The sequence below is a fragment of the Pseudomonas sp. NBRC 111123 genome (genome assembly GCF_001320205.1).
GTDB lineage: Bacteria > Pseudomonadota > Gammaproteobacteria > Pseudomonadales > Pseudomonadaceae > Aquipseudomonas > Aquipseudomonas putida_J.
The window spans coordinates 1-18,167 of record NZ_BCAZ01000006.1 but is presented as its reverse complement, the minus strand read 5'-3'; the positions used below and the strand labels follow the sequence as shown (position 1 = coordinate 18,167).

The window sequence follows — 18,167 nt, the reverse complement described above, 5'->3', positions numbered from 1 at the left end:
CTGCGGGTGGGCGGTATCGGCCCACAAGGGAGCAACAACATGATCAAACGCAATCTGCTGGTAATGGGCCTGGCTGTGCTGCTCAGCGCCTGCGGTTTCCAGCTGCGCGGCACCGGCACCAACGAGCTGAGCGTCAAGGAAATGGACGTCAGCGCACGCAACGCCTATGGCCCGACCCTGGTTCAACTGCGCCAAGTGCTTGAGAACAGTGGCGTCAATGTGCACGCCGGCGCACCTTATCGACTGGTGCTGACCAACGAGCAGGAAAACTCGCGTTCGGCGAGCTACGCAGCCGGCAATGCTACTGCCGAGTACGAGCTCACCACCACGCTCAATTACAGCATCCTGGGCCTTAACAACCTCGAGCTGCTGAGCGACAAGGTAGAAGCACGCAAGATCTATGTGCGTGACGGCGGCAATATCACCGGCTCCGATCAGGAAGCCCAGCGTTCGCGCGAAGAAATGCGTCGCGATCTGGTGCAGTCGCTGGTCACTCGCCTGCAGATGTTGACCCCATCCCAACTCGACGAGCTGCAACGCAAAGCCGACGCACGCGCCAAGGCTGAAGCCGACGCGCTGGAGGCCGCACGCCGCCAGCAGGCGGAAACGCCGCAGCAGTCACCTATGGAAATCCCGGGCAACTAAGCCCGAGCGGGGCACTTCGGTGCCCCGCCTGCTCCCATGAAGCTCGCCCCCGCCCAACTCAACAAGCACCTGCAAGGCAGCCTGGCCCCGGTCTACGTGGTCAGTGGCGATGACCCGCTGCTGTGCCAGGAAGCCGCCGACGCCATCCGCAATGCGGCCCGCCAGCAAGGCTTCGACGAGCGCCAGGTATTCAGTGCCGACGCCAACTTCGACTGGGGTACCCTGCTGCAAGCGGGTGCCAGCCTGTCGCTGTTCGCCCAGCGGCGCCTGCTGGAGCTGCGCCTGCCGTCGGGCAAGCCCGGTGACAAAGGGGCTGCGGCGCTCATGGAGTATTGCGCCAGACCTGCCGACGACACTCTGCTGCTGATCAGCCTGCCCAAGCTCGATGGCAGTGCACAGAAGACCAAGTGGGGCAAGGCACTGATCGAAGGCGCCCACTGTCAGTTCATCCAGATCTGGCCGGTGGATACCCAGCAGTTACCGCAGTGGATCAACCAGCGCCTGTCCCAGGCCGGGCTGTCGGCCCAACGCGATGCCGTCGACCTGATCGCCGCGCGGGTCGAAGGCAACTTGCTGGCCGCAGCCCAGGAGATCGAAAAGCTCAAGCTGCTGGCTGACGGCAACCAGATCACCGTCGAGACAGTGCAGGCTGCGGTTGCCGACAGCGCGCGCTTCGATGTCTTCGGGCTGGTTGACGCCATCCTCAATGGCGAAGCAGCGCACGCCTTGCGCATGCTCGAAGGCTTGCGCGGCGAGGGTGTGGAACCGCCGGTGATTCTCTGGGCCCTGGCCCGCGAGTTGCGCCTGCTGGCCGGCCTGGCCCAGCAATTTTCCCAGGGTGTACCGCTGGACAAAGCCTTCAGCCAGGCTCGACCACCGGTCTGGGACAAGCGCCGACCACTGGTCAGCAAGGCTCTGCAGCGCCTCTCGGCGCAGCGCTGGGCACAGTTGCTGCAAGATGCCCAGCGTATCGATGCACAGATCAAGGGGCAGGCCGAGGGGTCGCCCTGGACCGGGTTGTCTCGCTTGTCGCTATTGATGGCAGGGCAAAGACTGGTGCTGCCTGCAGAATAGCCGGGGCTGCCATAAACACAATCAATTGGCTCCATCACCTTCCCAGGCCTAAAGTGCGCCCCGAAAGCCCCCAAGCCAGGAACCCCGCCATGAGCAAAAAGCCGAAAAAGCACGGCCCGAACAAGGCCAAGTCGATCATTGCCCAACCCCTCTTCCGCTGCCGCCAGGAGCGACCAGACAAGGGCAAAGGCAGCTACCGCCGCGAAGCCTTCCAATCGAGAGATTGGGAGGCTTCTTACTTTTTGGCCGCATGAAAGCATCGCAAGCGCAGGCATGGTATGGTCGGCACCTGACCTGCAATTCTGGATCTGTGCATGCTCTTGAGTCTTCTCCCCCGTTGGAAATCCCGCCAGCTACTCGCGGCCTCCAGCTTCATCCTGCTCGTCGCCTGCGCGGAAAAACCCACCGCCGCCGACGCCCTGCCGCTGGCACCCGCCCAGCCCGCGCCGGTAGTGACCCTGCCCAGCGCCACGCCTGACGTCAGCACCGAAATCCAGCCCCTGCAGACCTTTGCCGAATGGCAGGCGAACTTCCGCCTGCAGGCGCTCCAGGCCGGCATCGCGCCAAGCACCTTCGACCGCGCGTTCCTCGGCGTCACGCCAGACATGGACGTGATCAAGGCCGACCGCAGCCAACCCGAATTCACCCGCCCGGTGTGGGAATACCTTGATGGCGCCCTGTCGCCCCTGCGCGTGCGCAACGGCAAGAAACTGCTGGAACAGAACGCCGAGTTGCTCACCCGCATCGAACAGCGCTATGGCGTCGACCGCCAGGCGCTGGTCGCGGTGTGGGGCATGGAAAGCAACTTTGGCCAGTTCCAAGGCAGCAAGTCGGTGATCCGCTCGCTGGCCACCCTTGCCTATGAAGGCCGTCGCCCACAGTTCGCCCAGGACCAGCTGATCGCCGCCCTGCAGATCATCCAGCATGGCGACATCCAGCCTGAGGCCATGCGTGGTTCGTGGGCCGGCGCCATGGGCCAGACCCAGTTCATCCCGACCACCTACAACACCCATGCGGTGGATTTCGACGGTGATGGCCGTCGGGATATCTGGAACAGCACCCCCGACGCATTGGCATCGACTGCACATTACCTGCAGAGCTCTGGCTGGAAGCATGGCCAGCCGTGGGGCTTCGAGGTGCAAGTACCGGCAGGCTTCGACTATTGGCAGGCCGACGGCACGTTGCGCAAACCGGTTTACGAATGGCTGCAGATGGGCGTGAAGCTACCTGCGGGTACCCAGCTGCCGGCCGGCAGCAACCAGTTGTCGGCTGCCCTGCTGTTACCGGCCGGCGCTCGTGGGCCGGCATTCCTGGTACTGGACAACTTCCGCGCCATTCTCAAGTACAACAACTCGTCGTCCTATGCGCTGGCGGTGAGCCTGCTGGGTGATCGCTTCTCGGGCTGGGGTTTCATCAGCGGCAGCTGGCCGAAGGAAGACCTGCCGCTCAGTCGCAGCGAGCGGATGGAGCTGCAGAGCTTGCTGAATGCCAAGGGGCATGAGGCGGGCAACCCGGATGGCATCATCGGGGCCAATACCCGCAAGGCGATTCGCAATGCCCAGCAGGGGCTGGGGTGGCCGGCAGATGGCTACCCGACCCACAAGCTACTCGATAGCCTGCGTCAGCGCTGATGCCATTGGGGCCGCTTTGCGGCCCTATCCGACCGGTCCGGCGCCCCGCTCCTACAGGTCACGCGTTTCCTGTAGGAGCGGCCTTGCCGGGGCGCCGGACCGGTCGGAAAGGGCTGCGAAGCAGCCCGGCAGTTTCAAGCCCTGAACAGATCCTGCCCCAGCACCAGTGTCTGCTTCTCACTGTCCAGCCTCACCAAGGCCCCCAGCGGCAAACACACATTCGGATCACAATGCCCACTGCGCCACCCGGCCAGCACGGGCACACCCAGCGGCCCGAAGGTCTCTTCCAGCAGCGGCGCCAACGCCGCAACGCTAATTCCGGCAAAATCCCCTGCCAGCACACCCTTGATGCCTTCGAGCTTGCCTGCCAGGCGCAACTGGGTCAGCAATCTGTCCACCCGGTACAACGGCTCGTTGACGTCCTCGATGAACAGAATGCAGCCCCGCGTATCAATTTCCGCCACTGTCCCCAGCGTCGCCCCCAGCATCGACAGGTTGCCCCCCAGCAAGCGCCCGCTGGCAACGCCGGGCACCACGCAGCTCAAGGCGAAATCGGCCGGATGGACAATTTCCTCCCCCTCCCGCAAAAGCCCGCCCAATTGCACCAGCAGGGACGACTCGGTCGGCTGCAGCTTGGCACCCAACAGGTCGGCATTTAGCATCGCGCCGTGGAAGGTAATCAACCCGGTACGCTGGTAGATGGCCGTGTGCAACGCCGTGATGTCGCTGTATCCAACCAGCGGCTTGGGGTTGCGGCGGATCAAATCGAAGTCCAGCCGGTCGAGCAGACGCATGCTGCCATAACCACCGCGCATGCACAGAATTGCGTCGACAGCAGGGTCGGCAAAGGCCGCATGCAGATCCGCCAGGCGCTGTTCATCGCTACCAGCCAGGTAACCCTCGGCCTGATGAACGCCCGGGTAGATCCGGCAGCGGTAGCCTCGCTCGGCGAACCACTGGGCCGCCTTCTGCGCATCCAGGCGCGCCGGACCAGCCGGGGCGACGATGGCGAAGCAGGCACTGGCCGCCAGCGCCTTGGGCAAACGCGATTCCATGGTTTCAGCGCAATTCATCGCAGCTCCTTTCTATTCAGCAAAAACAAAAATGCCGATGCCGCCTCTCAGCGTGCATCGGCATGTTCAGCGAAGGCCCGGATCAGAGCTTGATCTTGGCTTCGTGAGCCTGCTGGTCGGCGTGGTAGGACGAACGCACCAACGGGCCGGAAGCGACGTTCTTGAAGCCCATCTTGTAGCCTTCCTCGGCGAACCAGGCGAAGGTATCCGGGTGGACGAAACGCTGCACCGGCAGGTGGCTGCGCGACGGCTGCAGGTACTGGCCAAGGGTCAGCATGTCGATGTCGTGCTCGCGCATGCGCTGCATCACTTCGATCACTTCCTCGTCGGTCTCGCCCAGGCCGAGCATCAGGCCCGACTTGGTCGGTACGTGCGGAACCATCTGCTTGAACTTCTGCAGCAGGTCCAACGACCAGTCGTAGTCCGAACCAGGACGCGCAGCCTTGTACAGGCGCGGTACGGTTTCCAGGTTGTGGTTGAACACATCTGGCGGCTCTTGCGCAGTGATTTCCAGGGCAACGTCCATACGGCCGCGGTAATCTGGCACCAGGGTCTCCAGTTGCACACCTGGCGACAATGCACGGATTTCACGAATGCAGTCGGCGAAGTGCTGGGCACCACCGTCACGCAGGTCGTCGCGGTCCACCGAAGTGATCACCACGTACTTCAGGCGCAGGTCGGCGATGGCCACCGCCAGGTTCTTCGGCTCGTCCAGGTCCAGCGGCTTCGGCCGGCCGTGGCCGACGTCGCAGAACGGGCAACGACGGGTGCAGATATCACCCATGATCATGAAGGTCGCAGTGCCACCGGAGAAGCACTCGCCCAGGTTCGGGCAGGACGCCTCTTCGCACACACTGTGCAGCTTGTGCTTGCGCAGCAGCTGCTTGATGCGGTCGACTTCTGGCGATACCGGGATGCGCACGCGGATCCAGTCAGGCTTTTTAGGCAGTTCGTCGGTGGGGATGATCTTTACCGGGATACGCGCGACCTTTTCGGCGCCACGCAGTTTTACCCCGGCTTCCACTTTCTTCGGCGCTGGGCGCGCGGTGGCATCCTGGGTAGGTATCAGGTTCGGCACGGCTTCTTGCACAGTTGTCATATTCAGTCGATTCCGCCCGTGAGGGTCGTCTGCTCAGCATAGTCGAGGTGCCTGACCAGCTGTCCGCGCAGCCTTGTCCTGACCTCGTCGAGTTCGATCGGGCCTGCCAGGTCGCGCAGCTGGGTCATGGCCAGCCCCGCATACCCACAGGGGTTGATTCGGCGGAATGGCGCGAGGTCCATGTCCACGTTCAGAGCAAGGCCGTGGAAGGAACGGCCATTGCGGATTCGCAGGCCGAGGGAGGCGATTTTCGCTCCGTCGACATAGACACCCGGCGCATCGGGCTTGGCCACGGCGCTGACGCCGTAGCTGGCGAGCAGGTCGATCAAGGTCTGCTCGATGCGGCTGACCAGCTCGCGCACGCCAAAACCCAGGCGGCGCACGTCCAGCAGCAGGTAGGCCACCAGCTGCCCGGGGCCATGGTAGGTCACCTGGCCACCGCGGTCGGTCTGCACCACCGGGATGTCGCCCGGTACCAACAGGTGCTCGGCCTTGCCAGCCTGGCCCTGGGTGAAGACCGCGGGATGCTCGACCAGCCAGATTTCGTCCTGGCTGTCCGGGCTACGCTGCTCGGTGAAGCGACGCATGGCCTCCAGCACCGGTTCATAGGGCTGCAGGCCAAGCTCGCGAATACCGAGGCAAAGGGACATCAGAGCACCATTTTCACGATGCCGGTGGCACGCAGGGCACTATTGATGTCATGCAGCTGGTTTTCGCTTTCGGCGACGATATGCAGCTGCACGGTGGTGTACTTGCCTTCCTTGCTCTGGCGCTCGGCCAGCGTGGAAAGGTCGACCTTGGCATGCTTGCTGAGGATCTCGATCACCGTGTCCTTGAAACCGACAACGGTGTCGCCGATTACCTTGATCGGGTAATCGGCGCAGGGGAATTCGATCTTGTGCGACTTTACGTCAGGTTCGCTCATGGCGGAAACGGCCTCGTAAGCCGTGGCAACAACAACGCCCCCGCAGGATGTGCGGGGGCTTGCAGGTCACGTATCAGTTGAACAACCCGTAGAAGAATAGACGGATGCTATCCCACATACGGCGGAAGAAACCACCTTCCTCGACGCCATCGAGGGCGATCAGGTCGGCGCTGTGAACCACGTTCTCGTCCAGTTTGACTTCCACTTTGCCGATCACGTCACCTTTGGCAATCGGTGCGGTGAGCTGCGGGTTCATGGTCATCGAAGCCTGCAGGCGCTTCAATTGGCCTTTAGGCATAGTCATGGTCAGGTCGTCTGCCAGGCCAGCCTTGACTTGGCTGGTCGCGCCCTTCCATACCGGTGCCTGGGTCAGCTCGGTGCCCTTCTGGTAGAAGGTCTGGGTTTCGAAGAAGCGGAAACCATAGGTCAGCAGCTTCTGGGTCTCGGCAGCGCGGGCTTGCTCGCTGTTGGTGCCGAACACCACGGCGATCAGGCGTTGGCCATCACGGACGGCCGAAGCCACCATGCAGTAGCCGGCTTCCTCGGTGTGGCCGGTTTTCAGACCGTCGACGGTCTTGTCACGCCACAGCAGCAGGTTGCGGTTCGGCTGCTTGATGTTGTTCCAGAAGAACTCTTTCTGCGAGTAGATGGCGTAGTGGGCCGGGTCGATGTTGATGATCGCACGGGCCAGCAGGGCCATGTCGTGAGCCGAGGAGTAGTGCTCCGGGTTCGGCAGGCCAGTCGGGTTCATGAAGTGGCTGTTGGACATGCCCAGTTCGGCAGCGGTCTTGTTCATCATGTCGGCGAAGGCATCTTCGCTGCCGGCGATATGCTCGGACAGGGCGACCGAGGCATCGTTGCCCGACTGGATGATGATGCCGTGCAGCAGGTCGCTGACGGTAACCTGGCTACCGACCTTGATGAACATGCGCGAACCACCGGTACGCCAGGCGTTCTCGCTGACGGTGACCGGGTCGTTCTCGCCAATCTGGCCACGACGGATGTCGACGGTGGCGATGTAGGCGGTCATCAGCTTGGTCAGGCTGGCTGGCGGCAGGCGCTCGTCACCGTTGTTCTCGACCAGCACGTTGCCGCTGGACGCGTCCATGAGTACGTAGGACTTGGCAGCCAGCTGCGGTGGTGCAGGCATCATCTGCTCTGCTGCGAAGGCAGCAGGCGTGAGCATCAGCAGTACGGGCAGGCAAAGTCGTTTGGCAAGGTTGGTGATGTTCATCCGTCTCTCGAAAATCGCTAATGGTCTGATGTTCCCTGGGCCACATCGTGTGCCCAGCGCCAGTCAGTCTAGTTTTAGTGGCCATGGCCGGCCCACCCCTGAACGGCTGAATCAGGGTGCGGCGTTATGCCGCTGCGGGCAAAAGCCGACATTGTACATGGCCGGGGCCGGCAATTCATGACAAAACCGACAGCTTGAGCGGCAAGTTTCCAGCTTCAAGCCACAAGAAAAAGCCAGCCCAGGATTGCGCCGCCCCTTCTTGCAACTTGCAGCTGCAAGCTTGCTGCTCAGACAGGTCAGTCTGTGACCAGCTTGGCCTGGCCAAGGTTCGCCAGGCGAATGCTGTTCTGTGCCTGCTGGATCTCGCCCTGGCTGCTGAACGGCCCCAGGCGCACGCGGTGCAGGGTTTGCTGGTTACGCACGATGGAGCTGATGAACACCGGTGCGCTGACCATGGTGCTCAGCTTGGAGCGCAGCAGTTCGGCGGCATCCGGGTTGGCGAAGGCGCCCACTTGAAGAACGTTGCCCCCGGTGTTGGCGGCCACACTGTTGCCGCCCACCTGCACCGGCACCACCGGCGCCGCGTGCTGCTGCGGCGGCGGGGTCCATTGCTCGACCCGCCCGGTGCTGGCCGGAATCGCCTGGGTCTGCGCGACCTGCGGCTCTTTGAGCATCAGCGGCGGCTGCTGGCCCTTTTGTGCCCACCATTGCTGCGGGTCGATGCCCTCGACCCGCACGTGCGCAGTACCGATCTCGGCGTAGCCGAGCTTCTTCGCCGCGGCATAGGACAGGTCGATGATGCGGTCGGAATAGAACGGCCCACGGTCGTTGACCCGCAGAATCACACTGCGGCCGTTGGCCAGGTTGGTCACCTTGACGTAGGCCGGCAGCGGCAGGGTCTTGTGTGCCGCGCTCATGCCATACAGGTCGTAGAGTTCGCCGTTGGCGGTGTTCTGGCCGTGGAACTTGGTGCCGTACCACGATGCGGTGCCCTCGGCGCGGTAATTGCGCGAGTCCTGCAGCGGGTAGTAGGTCTTGCCCAGCACCGTGTACGGGTTGGCCTTGTAGGCACCGGTGTGCACGGTCGGCGTGGCATCAGGGATCTTGTTGACGTCTACATCCCACCACGGCGCACCGTCCTTGTGGGCACGGTTGATGTCCAGGCCAGGCTGCGAACGGACGACGTTGCCACTGCTCTGGGTGGTCGGGCGACTGGAGGAACAGCTGACCAGCAGCATGCCAACGGTCATGCAGGTCAGCAGCTTGAAGGTGTTGGCAGAGATGATTGCGCGCATTACTTGACGCCCCGTACTTGGACCAGCTGTTGCGCAAGCTGATGAACCGCCATGGCATACATCACGCTGCGGTTGTAGCGAGTGATCGCGTAGAAGTTCTTCAGGCCCATCCAGTACTCGGGGCCGTTGTCGCCTTCCAGGCGGAAAGCGGTAACCGGCAGATCATCGCGCAACGCATCATGGCTCGACCAGCCCAACGCCCGCAACTCTGCGAAGGTTTTCGCAGGTTCGATACCCGTGGTCAGGCCAAGATCTGCCTGCGCACCACTGACCTGGGCACGGCTGACCACGCGCTCGCCGGCCACCCAGCCATGGCGCTTGAAGTAGCTGGCCACGCTGCCGATGGCATCGTCTGGGTTGTTCCAGATATTGATGTGGCCATCGCCGTCGAAGTCCACCGCGTAGTTGCGAAAGCTGCTCGGCATGAACTGCGGCAGGCCCATGGCACCGGCATAAGAACCCTTGAGGGTGAGCGGGTCGACCTGTTCGTCGCGGGCCAGTAGCAAGAACTCTCGCAGTTCCTTGCGGAAGAATTCCGCGCGCGGCGGGTAGTCGAATGCCAGGGTCGACAAGGCATCGATCACCCGGTAATTGCCGGTATTGCGGCCGAAGAATGTTTCCACGCCGATGATCGCAACGATGTACTGCGCCGGCACGCCATATTCTTGCTCGGCACGGGCAAGCACCGCCTCGTGCTGGCGCCAGAAGTCCACGCCACGGGCGATGCGCGCGTCGGTGATGAACATCGGCCGGTATTCCTTCCACGGCTTGACCCGTTCGGCCGGGCGCGAGATGGCATCGAGGATCGACTGCTTGCGCTGCACCTCGCGGAACACACCGTTCAATTGTTCGGGAGCAAACCCATAGTCGCGGCTCATCTGGAGAACGAACTCGGTCACCTGCGGCGAGCCGTCGTAATCACCGGCATGGGCCAGCTGTACAGCGCCGAACAGGCCCACCGCGCCGATCCACGGCGCACAACGGGCAGCCCAGTTACGCACTGCTTGCATGAAATTCTTCACCTTATTCAAACCTGCGCGATCCATTTGCGGTGCGTATGGATCGACATGAGAACGCCAAACGCTGACAGCAGCGTCACCAACGAAGTTCCGCCATAGCTAATGAAGGGCAGCGGCACGCCCACTACAGGCAACAGGCCACTGACCATACCGATATTGACGAATACATATACAAAGAAGGTCATGGTCAGGCTGCCCGCCAGCAGCTTGCCGAACAGGGTCTGCGCCTGCGCGGTGATCATCAGCCCGCGACCGATCAGCAGCAGATAGACGATCAGCAGCAGGCAAATCCCGACCAGGCCGAACTCCTCCCCAAGCACCGCGATGATGAAGTCGGTGTGGCTTTCCGGCAGGAAGTCCAGATGCGACTGGGTACCCAGCAGCCAACCCTTGCCGAACACGCCACCGGAGCCGATAGCCGCCTTTGACTGGATGATGTTCCAGCCGGTACCGAGCGGGTCGCTCTCCGGGTCGAGGAAGGTCAGTACGCGCTGCTTCTGGTAGTCGTGCATCACGAAGAACCACATCGCCACCGCTACGGGCACTGTCGCCGCAAGCACGCTGAGAATCCAGCGCCAACGCAGCCCCCCCATGAACAGCACGAATGCGCCAGAGGCGAGAATCAGCAGCGCCGTGCCCAGGTCAGGTTGGCGGACGATAAGAATGAACGGCACACCGATCAACACCAGGCTTATTGCCACGTGTTTCAGGTGCGGTGGCAAGGTGCGCTTGGAAAGGTACCAGGCGATGGTCGCCGGCATGATGATCTTGAGGAATTCCGAGGGCTGGAAGCGGATCACCCCGGGGATGTTGATCCAGCGCGTGGCGCCCATGGCGTTGTGGCCCATGACGTCCACCACCACCAGCAGGAACACCCCCACCAGATACGCCAGCGGCACCCAACGGGCCATGAAGCGAGGCTCCAGCTGGGCGATGACGAACATCGAGACCAGCCCGATGCCGAACGAGGTGGCCTGCTTGAGCAGCAGGTCCCAGTTCTTGCCACTGGCCGAATAGAGGACGAACAGGCTGCCGGCCGCGAGGGTCAGCAGGATGATCAGCAAGGGGCCGTCGATGTGGATGCGCTGCAGGAAGCTGGCGCGTCGACGCATCACGTCCTCGCTGGAGAGCATGCGATCGAAATTATTCTTCACTGGGCCGTTTCCTGGGCGACGGTGGCAGGCGCGAATTCAGTCTTGAGCCGGCCGCTCTCGTCGAGCAGCCAGGCGTCCATGATCTGCCGCACGACGGGTGCTGCAACGCCGGAGCCGGACTCACCGTTCTCGACCATCACCGAGACCACGATCTTCGGATCGTCGGCCGGGGCGAAGGCGACGAACAGCGCGTGGTCGCGGTGGCGTTCCTGGAGTTTGTTGCGGTCGTACTTCTCGCCCTGCTTGATCGCCACCACCTGGGCGGTACCGCTCTTGCCGGCGATGCGGTACTGGGCGCCGGCCGCAGCCTTGCGGGCGGTACCGCGGGCGTTGTGCATCACTTGCTCCATGCCGTGGGTGACCTTGGCCCAATCAGACTTGTCACGCAGGACGATGTCTTCCATCGGGTTGGGGTCCACCGGCGGCTGACCTTCGATGGTCTTGGCCAGGTGCGGGCGGTTCCACACGCCCTTGTTGGCGATCAGCGCGGTGGCCTGGGCCAGCTGCAGCGGCGTGGCCTGCATGTAGCCCTGGCCGATGCCGAGGATCAGCGTTTCCCCCGGGAACCAGGCTTGCCGGCGGGTAGCACGCTTCCACTCGCGCGACGGCATCAGCCCGGGTGACTCCTCGAACATGTCGAGGGCCACCTTCTGGCCGATGCCGAACTTGTTCATGTAACTGGACAGCCGATCGATGCCCATCTTGTGGGCAAGGTCGTAGAAGTAGGTGTCGTTGGAGCGCATGATCGCGGTGTCCAGATCGACCCAGCCGTCGCCAGTGCGGTTCCAGTTACGGTATTTGTGATCGTAGTTGGGCAACTGGTAGTAGCCCGGGTCGAACACCCGGCTACTGGCGTTGACCACACCACTGTCCAGGCCGGCAATGGCCACCGCCGGTTTGATGGTCGAGCCCGGCGGGTACAGGCCGCGCAGGACGCGGTTGAACAGCGGCCGGTCGATCGAGTCGCGCAGCTCGGCATAGGCCTTGAAGCTGATGCCAGTGACGAACAGGTTGGGGTCGAAGCTGGGCTGGCTGACCATCGCCAGCACCTCACCGGTACGCGGGTCGAGCGCCACCACGGCGCCACGCCGGCCACCCAGGGCGGCCTCGGCGGCTTCCTGCAGCTTGATGTCGAGGCTCAGCACGATGTCCTTGCCCGGCTTCGGATCGGTGCGCTTGAGCACCCGCAGCACACGGCCCCGGGCGTTGGTCTCGACCTCCTCGTAACCGACCTGACCGTGCAGCTCAGGCTCGTAGAAGCGCTCGATGCCGGTCTTGCCGATATGGTGGGTGCCGCTGTAATTGACCGGGTCGAGGGTTTTCAGTTCTTTCTCGTTGATCCGCCCGACATAACCGACCGAATGGGCGAAATGCGCACCCTGAGGGTAGTGGCGCACCAGCTGGGCGACGACTTCCACGCCGGGCAGGCGGAACTGGTTGACCGCCACGCGGGCAATCTGCTCTTCGTTGAGCTCGAACAGGATCGGCACCGGCTCGAACGGCCGACGGCCCTGCTTCATGCGCTTTTCGAAAATCGCCCGGTCATCCGCCGTCAAGTCCAGTACTTCGACGATGGTATCCAGCACTTCCTGCCAGTTACCCGCACGTTCGCGGGTCATGGACAGGCTGAAGCTTGGCCGGTTGTCGGCGATGATCACCCCGTTACGGTCAAAAATCAGGCCACGCGTAGGCGGAATCGGCTGCACATGCACCCGGTTGTTCTCCGACAGCGTGGAGTGATAGTCGTACTGGATGATCTGCAAGTAGTACAGCCGCGCAACCAGCACGCAGATGAGCAGTATCACCGCCACCGCGCCGACAACGACGCGGTTACGCACCAGGCGGGCGTCTTTCTCGTGGTCCTTGAGACGGATCGGCTGCGACATCGGACTGCTTACAGGCTCATTTGTGGTAAGGGTGCCCGGACAATACTGTCCAGGCGCGGTAGATCTGCTCGCCGATGAGTATCCTTACCAACGGGTGCGGCAGGGTCAGCGGCGACAGCGACCAGCGTTGCTCGGCGCGCGCACAGACCTCAGGCGCCAGCCCTTCCGGGCCGCCCACCATCAAATTCACCGTACGCGAGTCCAGGCGCCAGCGGTCCAGCTCGGTCGCCAGCTGCTCGGTACTCCAGGGCTTGCCATGGACCTCGAGGGTGACGATGCGTTCCCCAGGCTGAACCTTGCTCAGCATGGCTTCGCCCTCCTGACGGATCAGGCGGGCGACGTCGGCATTCTTGCCACGGGTGTTCAGCGGGATTTCCACCAGCTCGAGCGACAGCTCCTGGGGCAGGCGCTTGGCATATTCATGCCAGCCTTCCTCAACCCACTTGGGCATGCGCGAGCCGACCGCGATCAGGCGAAGACGCACGACGCTTCCTTATTCCCGGTCTTTGAGCTTGTCGGTGAAGTAGTCGCTGGCGTTTTCCGGGCTGTGGTGCTTGGCGTCGGCGGCACGGCTCTGCTCGGCGCCCATCCACAGGCGCTCCAGGTCGTAGAACTGGCGGGCAGCGGCGGTCATCATGTGAACGATGACGTCGTTCAGGTCCAGCAGCACCCAATCGCTGTCGCCCTTGCCTTCTTCGCCCAGTGGTTGCGCGCCTTGTTTCTTGACCGTTTCACGGACCTTTTCCAGCATCGCGTTGATCTGGCGGTTGGAAGTACCGGTAGCAATGATCATGTAGTCGGTCAGGCTGTGCTTTTCGCGCACGTCGATGACCTGAATGTCCTGGGCCTTGACGTCTTCCAGGGCGCTGATGGTCAGCTTGACCAGTTCTTCGCCATTGATTTTCTGCTTGCTCATATAAAACTCTTCAACTCGTTTGAATGAGGCGCCCTGGGGGCACCGTCAGTTAGGGGCACGATACAGTTCGTGCGCCTCGATGTAGGCCAGTACGGCGTCCGGCACCAGGAACCTCACCGATTTGCCGCTGGCCAGCAGCTGTCGGATCTGTGTAGCCGACACCGCAAGCGGCGTCTGCCAGACGAACGAAATATTCCCCGCCGGGCCGGACATGGCGGTGGGATCGCTCTCCGAGCGCGCAGCCAGCAGGTTGCGCAACTCGTCAGGGGGTTCAACGTCGGCATCCGGGCGTTGCAGCACCAGGATGTGACAGTGTTGCAGCAGTTCTTCCCAGCGGTGCCAGCCAGGCAGGCCGCAGAAAGCGTCCCAGCCCAGGACCAGGAACAGCTGGTCGTCGACGCCCAGCTCGGCGCGCAGCGACTCCAGCGTGTCGATGGTGTACGACGGCTTGTCGCGCTCGAGCTCGCGGGCATCGACGCTCAGGCAGGCTACGCCCTGCACCGCTTCACGCACCATGGCCAGGCGATCCTGCGCCGCCACTTGCGGGGTATCGCGGTGTGGCGGGCGGGCATTGGGCAACAGGCGCAGCTCATCGAGCCCCATGAACTCGGCCACTTCCAGCGCGCTGCGCAGGTGGCCGATGTGCACGGGGTCGAAAGTACCGCCAAGAATGCCGATGCGCCGGACTGCCTGGGCCTTGCTCAACTCAGCAGGACTCCTGACCGCGCAGCTGGCCGTCACCGATCACCACGTACTTCTCGCAGGTCAGGCCTTCCAGGCCGACCGGGCCGCGGGCGTGCAGCTTGTCGGTGGAAATGCCGATTTCTGCGCCCAACCCATACTCGAAACCATCGGCAAAGCAGGTTGGCGTATTGAGCATCACCGATGCCGAATCGACCTCGGCCATGAACTGACGGGCCTGACCCTGGTGTTCGGTGATGATCGAATCGGTGTGGTGAGAGCCGTACTGGTTGATGTGCTCGATGGCCTGGTCCAGGCCGTCGACAACGCGGATCGACAGGATCGCGTCCAGGTACTCGGTGTGCCAGTCGTCTTCAGTGGCCGGCTTGGCATCGATCAGCGCGCAGGTACGCTCGCAGCCCCGCAGTTCGACGCCCTTCTCCTGGAAGCGGCGGGCCATTTCTGGCAGAAAACCTTCAGCCACGCGCTGGTCAACCAGCAGGGTTTCCATCGCCCCACAGATGCCGTAGCGGTAGGTCTTGGCGTTGAATGCCACGCGCCAGGCTTTGTCCAGGTCGGCGTGCTCGGCCACATAAACATGGCAGATGCCGTCCAGGTGCTTGATGACCGGCACGCGGGCATCGCGGCTGATGCGCTCGATCAGGCCACGGCCGCCACGCGGCACGATGACATCGACGAACTCAGGCATGCTGATCAACGCGCCAACGGCTTCGCGGTCGGTGGTCTCGACCACTTGCACCACGGCAGCCGGCAAGCCCGCCGCAGCCAGGCCACGCTGGATGCAGATGGCGATGGCACGGTTGGAGTGGATGGCCTCGGAGCCGCCACGCAGGATGGTCGCGTTGCCCGACTTCAGGCACAGGCTGGCGGCATCGATGGTCACGTTCGGACGCGACTCGTAGATGATCCCAATCACCCCCAGAGGCACGCGCATCTTGCCGACCTGGATGCCCGACGGGCGGTAGCTCATGTCGCGGATGGCACCAACCGGGTCTGGCAGGCTGGCCACCTGGCGCAGGCCGGTGATCATGCCGTCGATGCGCGCCGGGGTCAGCGCCAGCCGGTCAAGCAGCGCTGGCTCCAGGCCATTGGCACGGCCGGCGGCCAGGTCCAGTTCGTTGGCTGCGGCAAGCTCGGCGCGCGCGGCATCCAGCGCATCGGCTGCGGCCTGCAGGGCGCGGTTCTTCTGCGCGGTGCTGGCACGTGCGATGACGCGGGAGGCCTGGCGAGCGGCGCGACCCAGGCGGGTCATGTAGTCAAGAACGGACTCAGTCATGGGTTCGGTGTCTTGGCGAAGGGGAAATCGGCTGATTATAACTGTCGCGCAGGTATACGCCCAGCGGCGGGTGGCGGATGGTAGAAAATGGCTCACACGTTTCCATAGGAAAGATGTAACCGCGCTTATCGAACTGTCCGGGTTCAGCCTCGATTAAGCTATTCGTTGCTATCATCCCGGCCTTTACTGCCACGAACCGCCAGCATGCCAGCCTCAGCCCCCTGCCCTGCACGCGCCCTCCCTGACAGCTTCTTCGACCGCGACGCCCAGACGCTGGCCAAGGCGCTGCTGGGCAAAGTCATTCGCCATCGCCACGGCAACCTGTGGCTGGCCGCACGGATCATCGAGACCGAGGCGTACTACCTGGCCGACAAGGGCAGCCACGCCTCGCTTGGCTATACCGAGAAGCGCAAGGCGCTGTTCCTTGATGGCGGGCACATCTACATGTACTACGCACGCGGCGGTGATTCGCTCAATTTCAGCGCCCAAGGCCCAGGCAATGCGGTACTGATCAAGTCCGCGTACCCTTGGCTCGATGCCATCTCTGGTGCCAACAGCCTGGCGCAAATGCAACTGAACAACCCCGATGCCAGCGGCAACCTGCGCCCGGCCGAACGCCTGTGCGCCGGGCAGACCCTGCTGTGCAAGGCCATGGGCCTGAAAGTGCCGCACTGGGACGCGCAACGCTTCGACCCTGAGCGCCTGTACGTGGAAGACTGCGGCATCGCCGTGCCGCGGGTGGTCCAGGCGCCACGCCTGGGCATCCCCCATGGTCGCGACGAGCACTTGCCGTATCGCTTCGTCGACGCCGATTTCGCCCGCTTCTGCACCCGGAACCCGCTGCGCCGGGGCCAAGTCGAAGGGCAAGACTTTTTCATACTCGAACAAGGAAGCTGAAACATGGGCCAATGGCTCGACAGCCTGACCGGCTGGCTCAGCGCCAACCCCCAGTGGCTTGGCGTGGCTATTTTTGTAGTGGCTTGCGTGGAGTGCCTGGCGATTGCCGGCATCATCGTGCCAGGCACGGTACTGCTGTTCGCCATTGCCGTGCTGGCTGGCAGTGGCGCATTCACCCTTGGGGAAACCCTACTGCTGGGGTTCCTCGGCGGCCTGCTCGGTGACGCGCTGTCGTACACCATCGGCAAGTACTTCCACCAGAACATCCGTCGCCTGCCGTTGCTGCGCCACCACCCGGAGTGGATTGGCAGCGCCGAGGCCTACTTCCAGCGTTACGGCATCGCCAGCCTGCTGGTAGGCCGCTTCATCGGCCCGCTGCGGCCGATGCTGCCAATGGTCGCCGGGATGTTCGACATGCCGTTGCCGCGCTTCATCGCGGTCAGCCTGGTGGCGGGTGCGGGCTGGTCGGTCGCCTACCTGCTGCCTGGCTGGGCTACCGGTGCAGCCATGCGCCTGCCGTTACCGGAAGGCTTCTGGCTGGATGCCGGGATCATCGCCGGCACCCTGGCGGTGCTGATCGGCCTGAGCCTGAACAGCAGTATCCGCGACCAGCGCCACGGAACGCGACTGATCGCAGGCTTGAGCTTCATCGCGCTGACGGCGCTGTTTCTTGGCTGGCCTTACCTGCACGAATTCGACCAAGGCGTGATGACCTTGGTGCAAGAGCACCGCAGCCGGGCCGTGGACGGGACCGTGGTACTCGTGACCCGCCTGGGCGACTTCAAGACCCAGTTCTTCCTGGGCGGCCTGCTCACCGGCTTGCTCTTGTTGGCGCGGCAATGGCGCCACGCCCTGTTCGCCGGCGGGACGCTGATCGCCACCGCGCTGGCCAACGGCTCGCTGAAATGGCTATTCGCCCGGGCAAGGCCCGAGGTATTGAGCGACCCGCTGACCAGCTACAGCATGCCCAGCGGGCACAGTTCGGCGTCGTTCGCGTTCTTCCTGACCTTGGCGGTCCTGGCGGGGCGCGGCATGCCGCCGCGCATGCGCCTGACCTGGGTGCTGCTGGGCTGCATCCCGGCACTGGCGATTGCCTTGTCGCGGGTCTACCTGGGGGCGCATTGGCCGACCGACATCATGGCCGGGGCCTTGCTGGCCTGTTGCGTGTGTGCGCTGAGCCTGACGCTGGTGCAACATCGCCAGCCGCTCACTGCACTGCCGCTGCGGGTGTGGTGGCTGGTGTTGCCGGCGTGTACCGCGTTGCTGGCGTTCTTTGCCATGCATGCGCTGCCTCACGCCCTGCTTCGATACCAGTATTGAGCTTGCCTGTACTGGCCTCTT

At 63.4% G+C, this 18,167-nt stretch carries 19 protein-coding genes; 6 read left to right on the top strand and 13 right to left on the bottom strand.

The genetic code is table 11. From position 1 onward, the window contains the following. Positions 1–39 precede the first annotated feature (39 nt). The 4 genes from lptE to APH27_RS05175 all read left to right on the top strand — a co-directional run bounded on the left by lptE (position 40) and on the right by APH27_RS05175 (position 3,350). Complete coding sequence (gene lptE, locus APH27_RS05190) at positions 40–645, top strand: LPS assembly lipoprotein LptE (RefSeq protein ID WP_027917764.1); 606 nt, start codon at positions 40–42, stop codon at positions 643–645. A gap of 36 nt (positions 646–681) precedes the next feature. Further along, positions 682–1,719, top strand: coding sequence for a DNA polymerase III subunit delta (holA, locus tag APH27_RS05185; protein ID WP_060484188.1), 1,038 nt, complete (start codon positions 682–684; stop codon positions 1,717–1,719). Positions 1,720–1,808: 89 nt separating this feature from the next. Further along, a complete protein-coding gene (gene arfA / locus APH27_RS05180) occupies positions 1,809–1,973 on the top strand; it encodes an alternative ribosome rescue factor ArfA (RefSeq protein ID WP_027917766.1) in 165 nt (54 codons plus the stop codon). 60 nt (positions 1,974–2,033) lie between these two features. Then, entirely contained in the window at positions 2,034–3,350 is a 1,317-nt protein-coding gene (locus tag APH27_RS05175; protein ID WP_027917767.1) for a lytic murein transglycosylase, read from the top strand. A gap of 134 nt (positions 3,351–3,484) precedes the next feature. On the opposite strand, the gene APH27_RS05170 is transcribed toward APH27_RS05175, so the two are convergent. From APH27_RS05170 to APH27_RS05110, 13 genes are all read right to left on the bottom strand, one after another. Then, entirely contained in the window at positions 3,485–4,423 is a 939-nt protein-coding gene (locus tag APH27_RS05170) for an LD-carboxypeptidase (RefSeq protein WP_060484187.1), read from the bottom strand. 82 nt (positions 4,424–4,505) lie between these two features. Further along, the gene (lipA, locus tag APH27_RS05165; protein WP_027917769.1) at positions 4,506–5,522 is read right to left on the bottom strand and encodes a lipoyl synthase; all 1,017 of its coding nucleotides are present in this window, start codon (positions 5,520–5,522) and stop codon (positions 4,506–4,508) included. A 2-nt stretch (positions 5,523–5,524) separates the two neighbouring features. Next, positions 5,525–6,172, bottom strand: coding sequence for a lipoyl(octanoyl) transferase LipB (lipB, locus tag APH27_RS05160; RefSeq protein WP_027917770.1), 648 nt, complete (start codon positions 6,170–6,172; stop codon positions 5,525–5,527). Next, positions 6,172–6,447 (bottom strand): DUF493 domain-containing protein, encoded by a 276-nt coding sequence (locus tag APH27_RS05155; protein ID WP_009685832.1) that lies wholly within the window; start codon positions 6,445–6,447, stop codon positions 6,172–6,174. The genes lipB and APH27_RS05155 overlap by 1 nt, the downstream gene beginning before the upstream one ends. Positions 6,448–6,520: 73 nt before the next feature. Beyond that, positions 6,521–7,681 (bottom strand): D-alanyl-D-alanine carboxypeptidase family protein, encoded by a 1,161-nt coding sequence (locus tag APH27_RS05150; RefSeq protein ID WP_027917771.1) that lies wholly within the window; start codon positions 7,679–7,681, stop codon positions 6,521–6,523. A gap of 296 nt (positions 7,682–7,977) precedes the next feature. After that, positions 7,978–8,976: a septal ring lytic transglycosylase RlpA family protein gene (locus APH27_RS05145; RefSeq protein ID WP_027917772.1), complete on the bottom strand. Its 999-nt coding sequence runs from the start codon at positions 8,974–8,976 to the stop codon at positions 7,978–7,980. Next, positions 8,976–9,986, bottom strand: a complete 1,011-nt coding sequence (gene mltB, locus APH27_RS05140) for a lytic murein transglycosylase B (RefSeq protein ID WP_027917773.1) — start codon at positions 9,984–9,986, stop codon at positions 8,976–8,978. The genes APH27_RS05145 and mltB overlap by 1 nt, the downstream gene beginning before the upstream one ends. 17 nt (positions 9,987–10,003) lie before the next feature. Then, complete coding sequence (rodA, locus tag APH27_RS05135) at positions 10,004–11,107, bottom strand: rod shape-determining protein RodA (RefSeq protein WP_050437190.1); 1,104 nt, start codon at positions 11,105–11,107, stop codon at positions 10,004–10,006. Between the two features lie 38 nt (positions 11,108–11,145). After that, complete coding sequence (mrdA, locus tag APH27_RS05130) at positions 11,146–13,035, bottom strand: penicillin-binding protein 2 (protein ID WP_060484186.1); 1,890 nt, start codon at positions 13,033–13,035, stop codon at positions 11,146–11,148. A 16-nt stretch (positions 13,036–13,051) separates the two neighbouring features. Then, the gene (gene rlmH / locus APH27_RS05125; RefSeq protein WP_008090421.1) at positions 13,052–13,519 is read right to left on the bottom strand and encodes a 23S rRNA (pseudouridine(1915)-N(3))-methyltransferase RlmH; all 468 of its coding nucleotides are present in this window, start codon (positions 13,517–13,519) and stop codon (positions 13,052–13,054) included. Positions 13,520–13,528: 9 nt separating this feature from the next. Continuing rightward, positions 13,529–13,951: a ribosome silencing factor gene (rsfS, locus tag APH27_RS05120; protein ID WP_027917776.1), complete on the bottom strand. Its 423-nt coding sequence runs from the start codon at positions 13,949–13,951 to the stop codon at positions 13,529–13,531. Between the two features lie 45 nt (positions 13,952–13,996). After that, a complete protein-coding gene (nadD, locus tag APH27_RS05115; protein WP_027917777.1) occupies positions 13,997–14,656 on the bottom strand; it encodes a nicotinate-nucleotide adenylyltransferase in 660 nt (219 codons plus the stop codon). A gap of 1 nt (position 14,657) precedes the next feature. Further along, positions 14,658–15,929, bottom strand: coding sequence for a glutamate-5-semialdehyde dehydrogenase (locus APH27_RS05110; protein ID WP_060484185.1), 1,272 nt, complete (start codon positions 15,927–15,929; stop codon positions 14,658–14,660). 204 nt (positions 15,930–16,133) lie between these two features. On the opposite strand from APH27_RS05110, the gene APH27_RS05105 reads away from it, so the two are divergent. Together APH27_RS05105 and APH27_RS05100 are read left to right on the top strand one after the other, a co-directional pair. After that, positions 16,134–16,826 carry a DNA-3-methyladenine glycosylase gene (locus APH27_RS05105; protein ID WP_027917779.1) on the top strand — a complete coding sequence of 231 codons (693 nt, stop codon included), beginning with the start codon at positions 16,134–16,136 and terminating at the stop codon, positions 16,824–16,826. 3 nt (positions 16,827–16,829) lie between these two features. Next, positions 16,830–18,146, top strand: coding sequence for a bifunctional DedA family/phosphatase PAP2 family protein (locus APH27_RS05100; RefSeq protein WP_060484184.1), 1,317 nt, complete (start codon positions 16,830–16,832; stop codon positions 18,144–18,146). Positions 18,147–18,167 lie beyond the last annotated feature (21 nt).